This is a genomic window from Coprobacter sp. (assembly GCF_982436375.1).
In genome coordinates, this window is the sequence record NZ_CEWDCG010000136.1 from 1 (window position 1) to 8,385 (window position 8,385).

General features: G+C 36.8%; 9 protein-coding genes and 1 pseudogene. 2 read left to right on the top strand and 8 right to left on the bottom strand.

Annotation, left to right across the window (positions count from 1 at the left end; translation table 11 throughout):
- Nucleotides 1-2: 2 nt before the first annotated feature.
- The 8 genes and pseudogenes from AC1WHX_RS08385 to AC1WHX_RS08420 form a co-directional block, all read right to left on the bottom strand.
- Nucleotides 3-1,958, bottom strand: coding sequence for a discoidin domain-containing protein (locus tag AC1WHX_RS08385; RefSeq protein ID WP_046452819.1), 1,956 nt, complete (start codon nucleotides 1,956-1,958; stop codon nucleotides 3-5).
- Between the two features lie 23 nt (nucleotides 1,959-1,981).
- Nucleotides 1,982-3,145 carry a DUF4221 family protein gene (locus tag AC1WHX_RS08390; RefSeq protein ID WP_122205153.1) on the bottom strand — a complete coding sequence of 388 codons (1,164 nt, stop codon included), beginning with the start codon at nucleotides 3,143-3,145 and terminating at the stop codon, nucleotides 1,982-1,984.
- A 2-nt stretch (nucleotides 3,146-3,147) separates the two neighbouring features.
- Nucleotides 3,148-3,393 (bottom strand): NVEALA domain-containing protein, encoded by a 246-nt coding sequence (locus AC1WHX_RS08395; protein WP_122205154.1) that lies wholly within the window; start codon nucleotides 3,391-3,393, stop codon nucleotides 3,148-3,150.
- Nucleotides 3,394-3,405: 12 nt separating this feature from the next.
- Nucleotides 3,406-4,464: a BF3164 family lipoprotein gene (locus AC1WHX_RS08400; RefSeq protein WP_005637769.1), complete on the bottom strand. Its 1,059-nt coding sequence runs from the start codon at nucleotides 4,462-4,464 to the stop codon at nucleotides 3,406-3,408.
- A 12-nt stretch (nucleotides 4,465-4,476) separates the two neighbouring features.
- A complete protein-coding gene (locus AC1WHX_RS08405) occupies nucleotides 4,477-5,073 on the bottom strand; it encodes a hypothetical protein (RefSeq protein ID WP_005637767.1) in 597 nt (198 codons plus the stop codon).
- 63 nt (nucleotides 5,074-5,136) lie between these two features.
- The gene (locus AC1WHX_RS08410; RefSeq protein WP_370686468.1) at nucleotides 5,137-5,445 is read right to left on the bottom strand and encodes an NVEALA domain-containing protein; all 309 of its coding nucleotides are present in this window, start codon (nucleotides 5,443-5,445) and stop codon (nucleotides 5,137-5,139) included.
- Nucleotides 5,446-5,625: 180 nt separating this feature from the next.
- Nucleotides 5,626-6,306, bottom strand: a pseudogene (locus tag AC1WHX_RS08415) (BF3164 family lipoprotein); the annotation flags it as partial.
- Nucleotides 6,234-6,443, bottom strand: coding sequence for an NVEALA domain-containing protein (locus AC1WHX_RS08420; protein WP_224204220.1), 210 nt, complete (start codon nucleotides 6,441-6,443; stop codon nucleotides 6,234-6,236). The gene AC1WHX_RS08420 and the pseudogene AC1WHX_RS08415, both read right to left, overlap by 73 nt.
- Before the next feature lie 146 nt (nucleotides 6,444-6,589).
- On the opposite strand from AC1WHX_RS08420, the gene AC1WHX_RS08425 reads away from it, so the two are divergent.
- The gene (locus AC1WHX_RS08425) at nucleotides 6,590-7,243 is read left to right on the top strand and encodes a hypothetical protein (RefSeq protein WP_481229141.1); all 654 of its coding nucleotides are present in this window, start codon (nucleotides 6,590-6,592) and stop codon (nucleotides 7,241-7,243) included.
- Between the two features lie 109 nt (nucleotides 7,244-7,352).
- Nucleotides 7,353-7,697, top strand: a complete 345-nt coding sequence (locus AC1WHX_RS08430) for a hypothetical protein (protein WP_259325145.1) — start codon at nucleotides 7,353-7,355, stop codon at nucleotides 7,695-7,697.
- Nucleotides 7,698-8,385 lie beyond the last annotated feature (688 nt).

The window sequence follows — 8,385 nt, forward strand, 5'->3', positions numbered from 1 at the left end:
AATCAATACCAGTCAATTTTATTATCTTCATCACAAACGAATATTCTTTGTTGCTTTCCCTGCGAGCATTTAATGGCCAAAAGGGCTTTTTGAGGCACATTTTCAAATTCGATAAAAACATCATTCGCTATTTTGGTATTGATAAGTTGCCAATTATTATTATCCCAATAATATAAAGAATACTCCAATCCTGGCTGAATAGAATTTCCATCACAACGACGAATATACGAAATTTTGGATATATTTACTGGCCGGCAAAAATCAAAACCGACCCAATCTTCTCCTTTGGCACTGAAATTTGTCAATTGATCACCATCTGCTATATTAGCTGCGTTGTTGCTTTTATCAAAAATCGAATTTGTACATTTGATAATGTTGCCTTGAATGATCGAATCATGTTCATCATAGAAATAAATTTCAGCCATGTCACACTGACTTGTATCAGAAGATGTAAAACGCCAATATCGATATTCGGCATTTTTATCAAGAAACACTGTGCCATTTGTTAAATTCCCTTGAGGTAATTCCGCTATTTTCTTTGTATGATCAAATTCCCTGTTTTCAGAAGTTTCGATAATACCTCCTGTTATTTTTTTTCTAATAGAAAATACATTGTCTCCCAAAGGATATTTTCGATTCAATCTGATCGTACGAAAAGCTGAAGTGTCTGGTTCTATAAATTGGATATGCTTCGAAGCAGAAGCCAAAAACGGTTTGCTGATCGGAATAGCATTGCCATTAGAGTCATACGCCAAGGCGATATAACAGGTATTCAGTCCCATTCTTTCGAAAACCACATGACTACCAGCTATTTTCCCCCAATAGACAGGAGTCCAATTATTTCCATCATAGATGGCTATAAATGGAGATTGTCCACTCTTCAATGATTCCTGCAACGAAATACGTATGTCAATCGTAGGCATATATTCAGCGGTAACATCTCGTATAAACATATTCCTGAGTTTGGGTGGGATATATTTCTCAGTTGCGATTTTCAGATACTCTTCATTGGGTTTGTACACATTGCGGAAAATCTTAGGGACTTTCAAATATGGATAATGAACTGTGCCCGGATCTGTCGTATGGGGAGCAAACTCCAAGTTTCCAAAACGCGTCGTATAAACTGTATTCCAAGAATGTCCATTATTACCTGTAGACCAATTGGGCGTAAAATCATAAGCGACAGGAATTCCTTTACTACGCATGATTAAGACAGCCCCTAAACAATACGTGGCACAATTAGAAAAAGGAAGTTTCAGTATGATATCAGGATCATAAATCGGAAGTGTCTTTAATAATCCAAAACTTTGAGGTGTGTTTTTCATTTGGTTATTCACTTCTGTTGCTGCAAAAATTGGATTTCGTTTATACTCGTCACACAAATATGCCAGATCAATATCTCCTTTACAAATATCGTAATAGGCATTCCTCCATTCGGTAAGCGGCTGCCCTTCAAAACATTTATAAGGTAATAGATATTCACAAAATTGTTCGAAATCCAGATGTTCGGCCCATTCGCATTCTCTCCATTGTTTGAAAGCTTCATCGATTGACTGAATAAGAAACTCCGAAGTGATAACCTCTATATCCCGTTTCTGTTTATATTTACTTTCAAATCTAAGACGAAGCGATTCGATATGTTTTTCTTGTTCAAGTTTGTCTTCTGATAAAGCAACGACAGAATCAATGGCGTGATAATAGTCCTCAATGCCTTTATCATAAGAAGTATGGTAAGGCATGTATCGAATCAGGTATTGGGCTGCTTCCAGTTTCTGCCGATCATCCAGTTTTGCGTAGTGCGACAAAACCGCTTCAAGCTCCCCTCTGTTTTCTCCGGCTTCCCGCAGAGCGTATTCCACATCGGTTATTTGTAAGCCGCAAGCAAAAAGCATCAAGTAGAAAGGCAACGAAAAAAACAGATATTTTGTAGTTGTTTTATATTGCAATCTCATATTCATTGTTTTAGGGGAGAAACTATATTTCAATCATTCTTTATCATGACAGGATGAAAGATATGCACTTCTAAATCTTCGGAAATCTCTTGATCTGTAATTTTATCTACAAAAAAAAGGATTCCATCATGAATCTGACACCAGCCTGTATAAGGATTGAATGTGTTTATGGGCAGTTTGATTTCTTTTATTTTATTAAGCTCATTATCAAACAGACATAAATAAAAATCCCGTTCTCTGGATAATAATTCCAGGTTTTCGTTTTTACCGAAATCAATGGCATCCACATGCAAACGGGCATACATATCACATGTCGGAAGATACATGATATCAAAAAAATGAGGATTTTCAAATCCGTGTCTTTGCCATTCTGTATAATCTGTTTTGGATTTACACTTTTGAGCTTTATTGGAAGTGTAATCGCTATCAGCTTTGTACATTTTTCCAGATCCTGTGTTCAAATCGATCTTGTAGAGATGTGATTCTATCGGATAATTATATAAAATGTAATCATCCCGAAAGTTGACATTCGGTTCACTCATGTTCGCATACCCTTTGCTTATGTCTGGTTCCGCAATAGATGGAGATAAATTGAAAGTTTTTACCTTTTGGTTTTCTTCGAGGAAAATTTCTTTTACTTTGAATCGGGGTGGCGAAACAGACCTATCTTTTACCGTGCATAGCAGCGACTGGTGCAGGGCATTGTAATACAAACGAATTGTAGACATAGCATGATTCGTATTTATGATCAATTCCTCGTCTTCTTGCAAAGAATTACGGATTTGAATACGTTTCAACACATTCCCTTTCGGATCAATCAGGAATACGGATTCCGATTCATCAGCAACCCAAATGGAGTCTTTTTGATATGCAAAAATTCCAGTTAAACGAGTTATGGCGTTAGGACCACTTGTTTGTAACGGAATTTGAATGATTTTTTTCTCCAGAAGATCGATACAATCCAAAGCATGTTCCTTATGGTTATATCCAATCAATATATGTTTAGCACCTACTTGTACCGAAGAAGACAAATAATAGGACTTTAGTTGTAATACGTCAGAAGGAGGGAAAAAAAGTTCCTCCTTCTGTATTTCAACTAATTCATTATCAACGGTCTTTATATTTTCTCTTCTCTGAGAGCAAGATATACTAATGCAAATTATGCATAAATAATGAAATAGTAATTTGTACATGGTTATCTACAATACGTTGGGCCATAACATTCAGGACGTTCACTGTCTTTAAAACGGCATTCATTTCCGGAACTTGATGGACATGGAAACAAATGATAGTTTGATTTATTCTCATCCCAAGCTAAAGCCTCGACATTTTCCAATGCTAAGTCAGAAAGTTGAACCTCATTTGTATTTTGCTGGTAGTTCCAGCCTGCTACTGCGGCGATCGCTGCAAAAGCGATTACGCCGATGATTTTCTTTCCCATGTTTCTCTTTAATTATAATTGATATTCTATCACATGAAATTCAGGATTATCACTTAATCCATACAATTTATTTGTCGTAGGATTGATTGTAAAGGTGAAAATAGGCGAATCCAATGTATATCGTTGTAGAGGATTTCCTTTATCGTCAAATACAAAAAGTTGATCTTTTAGATATTTGTGGTTTTCACGATTAAAATAGATCCCAGAGTATAAAACATATACTCTCCCATTTATGGATAAAGGTGAAAAATATGCATCTCGTGATTGCCCTGAAACAGAATTAACATGAACTGATTCATCTTGAATAGTCTGTTTGATTACTGGAAAAAACAAATCAGGACCTTGTATTCTTTTTTTTAAATTGCCATATATATCATATAGCTCTATTAAATCTGTTTGTTTATAAAAAAGGAAGATCCCATTTTTATCCGGAGACAGGGTAGCATAACAGGAAAGTCCTTCTATTTTTTCAAAAGGGGTCAATATCTCTCCATATTCCGGGTATTCACCTTTTGTTTCTATAAATTTGCCTTCTGAGTCGTAGAATGATAAACGCTTTTGAGTACTATTATAAGCTGTTGTCATAAAATGGTGATTGGGTAAAATAACGATATTTCCAAAAAGATCAGGCAGCATAACTTCTTTTATTGCTGTTGGTGATATAGTATCTGAAAATAAGATGTCTTTTTTACGATAAGCAGATATGAATGGTCTTTGTGCATCTGATAGCCATAATAGGCTGTCAGATGATTGTATTTGTTGTATATGAAGAAATTCTCCAGGGCCATTTCCAAAAGAAATAGATGTGTTAACTTTCTCTCCTGTATTAACATTATACATATGCAATATATGTTCATCCATATCTTCTTTTAGAATAAGGATTGAATCTTCTATATGTAATGCTGTCGGACGCATTACCTCTTTAGAAAATTGAAGATCAGTGCCTTTAATCTCGCCTTTATCCAAGAAATCTGTCAATTTGAAAGATATGCAATTCTCATAAACTCCTTTGTTGTTACAAGAACAAAATGTAATAAAAATACATATACTGATAAATTTTGCAATTTTCATAACCTTTATTTTTTAATTGGCTATATAATATACTATTATGTAACGATTTAACTTTGACGTGATGAGATCTTTTTCATTCGGATCCAATTTCCCGTCATGCAAAAAGGATTTTAATGTTTTTTGTTTGATCCTATCTTCTATATCAGCCTCATATATGATCAATAACGGAATCTCTTTATTGTAAATCATCTCTTTGGTATAGTCGAAAAACTTATAGTCGAAATATTTGTTCAAATCAGTTGTTACTTTTTCTCGAAGAGACATGGAGCCAGATCTATAAAAAGAGAAAATTTTCACATGTCGACAATTTGATGTATCCGGAGTCAAGATCCAAGACACAGTACTTCCTTTTTTCGGATAAGCAAATTCAGTCAGTTCAAATTCATCTGGTATATGTTTTTGATCCACGTATTCCTTTGTGTAGATTTTGTAGTTGGTTTTTTCTTTAGTCGCTTTATTACTGATAGTTCTACTTTCACTATTGAAAGACGGACTATCTACGAACTTTCCATTGTTAGGGGTTGTCGTACGGCGAACACCTTTGGATGGAAATAGATTTTGCCCCCATGTGACGAAGGGAAACAATAATAATATGATGATTAATTTCATGGTATATTTATTTTAGAAAGTGCTGAAGAGGCTCCTTCAGTCACTTTCTTTATTCGACACGTTTTATCCTCTCATGTTTGGACAAACTTTTATTAAATTTCCCCAAATGGATGAATATACATTACAGGTACTACTAAAATCAACAATACAACCATAATAAGTACAATTTCCCCAATCTGTTTCGCCTTGGGCTAACGCTTCCGCATTAGCTAATGCTAAATCTGACAGCGGTACTTCATTTCTACTCTGATTGTAATTCCAGCCGGCAGCCACTGCTATTGCTACTAAAAGTGCTGCTCCAAGTATACGCTTTTTCATTTTCGTATTTTGTTTTATCGTTTTTGATTCAGTAAATTCCCTATCTTTGTTCATTCTTTTAAAGCAACAAGATAGCCAAATGATGTACTGAACTTGCATCATTCTGTTTTGTCCGGTTTATATTACCATCATACACCTCCTTTCTAAGGGGTTTCGGGGAGCTTGCCGTCGTAGTTTCTGAGGCTTTTCAGGCAGGCTCCCTTTCGTTCAATTACTGAACTTGGCCTCTTATTTTTACTTTGACAGGACTTGCTGTGTTACATTTTTTGTTTTTTCGTTTATATCGATTCCGTATATGGGTTTGTCTAAGGTGTATTTTTGTATGGGATTTCCTTTCAGGTCGAATACATATATATAACGCCCTCCGTCCTCCGGCTTTTCGCCCCGTTGATAAGAGGCTAATTTGTCTTTAAACCGGATTCCTTGGAATACGCTATAGATATATTTGTCAGTGATAACAATATCGCTGAATCCCATAATTCCGGTTGGGAAGCCTTCACCTTTGATGCTTTTAAACCGGGGTTCGCCGTTCGGACCGTATAATACGGTATGGGTATTCTCTTTGGTATTGTATATTTCGATGGATTCCCCTAATTGGGTGACCATTGCCAATATGCCATTGTGCGGGTTGTAATCGATAAAACTACGCCATGCCTGTGCTAATGCCGGACGGATTTCCGAAGCCAAATCTTTTTCGGTAGGTATTTTGCCGATGCTTCTGATAGGTTTACCACTGTAGTCGACTTGCCAATATCGGTGCTCTCCTAAATAGTCCGGGATCAGAAAACAAGAGTCTGTGGCACAGAAATCCAATGAACGGATTAGATTTTTATCTAATCGTATCACTTCCTGTCTTGTAGCTGAATGGTCTTTTGCTGAAATCGCCCAGCGTGAGATCTGCATCTTGTTTGCATCTCGCCTTGGGCCAATGCTTCAACATTCTGAAATGCCAGACTGTCCAATGTGCTTGTTTCATTATTGTAAAACAGGCTGCACACAGCCACCAAACAACTTGCAATAAAAAGCAATTTTAATACTGTTTTCTTTTTCATGTTCCTTTTTTTGAGCGTAAAAGTAATCTTCCGATTTAAGATTGTCAACTAAAAGTGGAAACACTTTGCTGTTTCCGGTGAAATGTTGCCAAAGTGTTGATTTTGCTTGTTCGTTTTGTTACTTTTGTCTCACAAATGAGATGAAAATGGAAAAACATAGATTTATTATAGTCTTTGGAGGGATATCGATTTTAACGATATTGGTCGTGTTTTTATCTTGTTGTTACTTTTCTCAAATTAAAAATGAGCAGATTCTTAAAGCAACTTATCTTTTTAGTCATGCAGTCGATCTGGAAAAGGAACTGATGCAACCGGAGTTTATCTCTTTCCCAAGATCTGATACCGGCATTTCTTCTGATTCTACTGTTATCGAGACCGAAAAGGGAAAAGTTGTTTATATGAAAAATAAGCAGGCGGATAGTCTTGCTTTGATCGATAAAAGAGAATGGTCTTTTCAGATGTTCATAGCATTCAAAAATCCCAATCGAGCCTTTACCCTCGACAGTCTTTTTCAAGAAGAACTAAAAAGTGAAGGCATAATTGCCCAGACAGCCGTTTCTTTTTCACAGGGTGACAGCCTTGTCAGTTGTTCGAATAAACTGTTATCTCAGGCAGGGATCGCTTTAGAACCCATTGTCTTTGGCGTAGAACATGATCAAAGAGAAATAAAACTACAAGCGTATGTCCTGTTTTCCCATTCCTATTTATTTAGCCGGATGCCTTTGATTTGGGGGCTGATTTTGTTGTGGTGCATTCTTGTTATTATAATTATGGCAACGCCGCAAAAATGTAGAGCATAATGAAGCGGCTGTTACTCCTGTTACGCCCGTACCGGTAGCGTTTTCTTCGGATGCTTCGGAGTGGATAGAGATAGCGCAGGATGTTTTTTTCAGCAAGAAAACGGGAGAATTGAAAGATCAAGATCATAAAGTTTTTTTGGCAAGAAACCGTTTACGTGCTTTTATCTGTTTTTGGGAAGCACCGGATCATACTGTCAGCTATCCTGTTTTTTGTAATGATGTGTTAGGGCGGCCTTTGAGCGAAGATGAATCGACAGAAGAAAATAGGCAGCAAAACCGAGCGATAAAGAAATCTATGACGCAAACCATAATGCGACTGCGAGAAGATTTGACAACTTTTCCGGAGTTGTCTATTGAAAATGCTTCCGGTTTATCTTATCGCCTGAATATTGGAACTGTCCGGGAGAGCAACATCGGGCTGGAGGATACCCGTAGTAGGTCATGCGGATCATAACCGGGGCGTTCTTCAAAATTTGGCATATTCCTGCCATTTTCAGGACAACCGCATCAAAATTTTCCAGGGTTGTGATCTACATATGAAGTTTTCTGCAAATCCTCTATCACTCCATCACTCCAAAGGTTGTAGCTATTAATATTCAAGCGTCAGAGACAGTGATACAAGACGTTTTCCTCTATCACTCCTCTATCACCTCTGGAACATGTTTTTTTGTTATATTATTGATAATCAGTATGCTGTATTCTATATGCTTTGGAAAAAGCATATAGAATAATCGAATAAACAAATGTAAAAATAATATAACAGGTATTAAATCGGCGAAATACGGTTCTTCATTCCACAAAAGCCCTCTCTTTTTTTGCCAAAGACAAGCAGATAATTCCGTAAACACCCCCATGTTGCCATCCTTAACACCCGGGTGTACCGACTTTCTACACCCGGGTGTTAAGGATGGCAACATGGGGGTGTCCGGCAACTAAAGTACCGTGCTAGACAATGAAAACCACCCGGTTTTACCTATTTTGCACTCGTTTTTACATAAAATAATCGCGTGATTTACAGGGATGGGAAAAACTGCTATTGCCAGTGATAGGGTAGTGATAGAGAAAACGGGCATGTATCACAAATCAGACAATTTGAATATCAACTGATAGAAAGAAATCAGTGATACAGTGACAGAGGAAAT